The sequence below is a fragment of the Rhizobacter sp. genome, assembly GCF_031412075.1.
Lineage (GTDB): Bacteria > Pseudomonadota > Gammaproteobacteria > Burkholderiales > Burkholderiaceae_C > Rhizobacter.
Map to the genome: position 1 here is coordinate 1 of NZ_JANOCG010000388.1, position 2,050 is coordinate 2,050.

The 2,050-nt window shown below is 63.1% G+C and carries 2 protein-coding genes; both read left to right on the forward strand.

Annotation, left to right across the window (positions count from 1 at the left end; all coding sequences use genetic code 11):
• Window positions 1-1,000, forward strand: a 1,000-nt coding sequence (locus RMO40_RS14650; protein ID WP_309722691.1) for a polyamine ABC transporter ATP-binding protein, incomplete at its 5' end; no start/stop codon positions are given.
• Entirely contained in the window at window positions 997-1,917 is a 921-nt protein-coding gene (locus tag RMO40_RS14655; protein ID WP_309722695.1) for an ABC transporter permease subunit, read from the forward strand. The genes RMO40_RS14650 and RMO40_RS14655, both read left to right, overlap by 4 nt.
• The last annotated feature ends 133 nt before the right edge of the window (window positions 1,918-2,050 follow it).

Sequence of the window (2,050 nt, forward strand, 5' to 3'; positions counted from 1 at the left end):
CAAGGGAGAGATCTTCGCCCTGCTCGGCTCCTCGGGCTGCGGCAAGACCACGCTCCTGCGCATGCTGGCCGGCTTCGAGACGCCGACCTCGGGCAAGATCATCCTCAACGGGCAAGACCTCGCGGGGCTCTCGCCCTACGAACGGCCGTTGAACATGATGTTCCAGAGCTATGCGCTCTTCCCGCACCTCACGGTGTGGGACAACATCGCCTTCGGCTTGAAGCGCGACGGCCTGCCACGCGACCAGATTGCCACGCAGGTGGAGGCCATGCTCAAGCTCGTGCAGCTGTCGAAGTTCGGCTTGCGCAAGCCGCACCAGCTCTCGGGCGGCCAGCAGCAACGTGTGGCACTGGCGCGCAGTCTGGCCAAGAAGCCGCAATTGCTGCTGCTCGACGAGCCGCTGGGGGCACTCGACAAGAAGCTGCGCGAAGAAACCCAGATCGAGCTCGTCAACATCATCGAAAACGTGGGCGTGACCTGCGTGATGGTCACGCACGACCAGGAGGAAGCCATGACCATGGCCTCGCGCATCGCGGTCATGAGCGAGGGCCGCTTCCTGCAGGTGGGCGCGCCGAGCGACATCTACGAGACACCCGCCACCCGCTTCGTGGCCGACTTCATCGGCAACGTCAACCTGATGGAAGGCACGCTCACCGTCGACCAGCCCGACCATGTGGTCATCACCTGCGCCGACTGCTCGCACTACGTGGGCCACGGCATCACCGGCACCGAGGGCATGCAGGTGACGGTGGCGCTGCGCCCCGAGAAGATCAAGCTCGACTGCGACAAGCCGGCCGGCGACCAGAACCAGGTGAGCGGCACGGTCAAAGACATGTCGTACTTCGGCAGCTACACCGTCTACCACCTGGCGCTGGCCAGCGGCCAGATGCTCAAGGTGAGCGAGAGCAACACCGAGCGCCACCGCGACAAACCGCTGACCTGGGGTGACACCGCCTGGGCCAGCTGGTCGCCCACCGCCCAAGTGGTGCTCACGACATGACATCGCTGCGCTCCATGGTGAAGGGCCGCGTCGCCGTGATCGGCGTGCCCTACCTCTGGTTGCTCGTTTTCTTCTTGCTGCCGTTTCTGATCGTGGTGAAGTACAGCGTTTCCGAGATGGAAGCGGTGTTCCCGAAAGACATCGTCACCTTCAACGAAGGCGTGCTGCAGCTGTCCCTGCGCCTGAGCAACTACGCCTTCCTGACCGAAGACGACCTCTACTTCAAGACCTACCTGTCGAGCTTGAAGTACGCCGGTGCCACCACCTTGTTGTGCCTGTTCATCGGCTACCCGTTCGCCTACTTCATGGCGCGTGCCAAGCCCAGCGTGCAGCCGGCCCTGCTGATGCTGGTGATGCTGCCGTTCTGGACGTCGTTCCTGCTGCGTGTCTACGCCTGGAAGGGCCTGCTGAGCGAACACGGCTGGGCTTTCGAGCTGATCACGGCCACGCGGCTCGACCACGTGTTGAGCGGCCTCGGGCTGATCCCCTCGCCCGGCCAGTTGATGAACAGCCCCTTCTCGTTGGTGCTGGGCATGACCTACACCTACCTGCCCTTCATGATCTTGCCGCTGTACTCCAACCTGGCCAAGATGGACCTGCGCCTGCTGGAGGCTGCGGCCGACCTGGGTGCCACCGCCTGGGTCGCGTTCTGGAAAGTCACGGTGCCGCTGTCCAAGGCCGGCATCATCGCGGGCAGCATGCTGGTGTTCATTCCGTGCGTGGGTGAGTTTGTCATTCCCGAGCTGCTCGGCGGCCCGCAAACGCTGATGATCGGCCGCGTGCTGTGGGACGAATTCTTCAGCAACAACGACTGGCCCATGGCCTCGACCGTCGCGGTGGTGATGGTGCTGCTGATCATCGTGCCGCTCGCGCTCTTCAACAAATACCAGGCTGAATCGCAGGAGGTTCGCAAGTGAACCCGAAGCTGTTTGGCAAGGCCTGGTTGTCGCTGAGCTATTTGTTTCTGTACCTGCCCATCGCGGCACTGGTGCTGTACTCGTTCAACGATTCGCCGCTGCCCAATGTGTGGCGCGGCTTCACGCTCAAGTG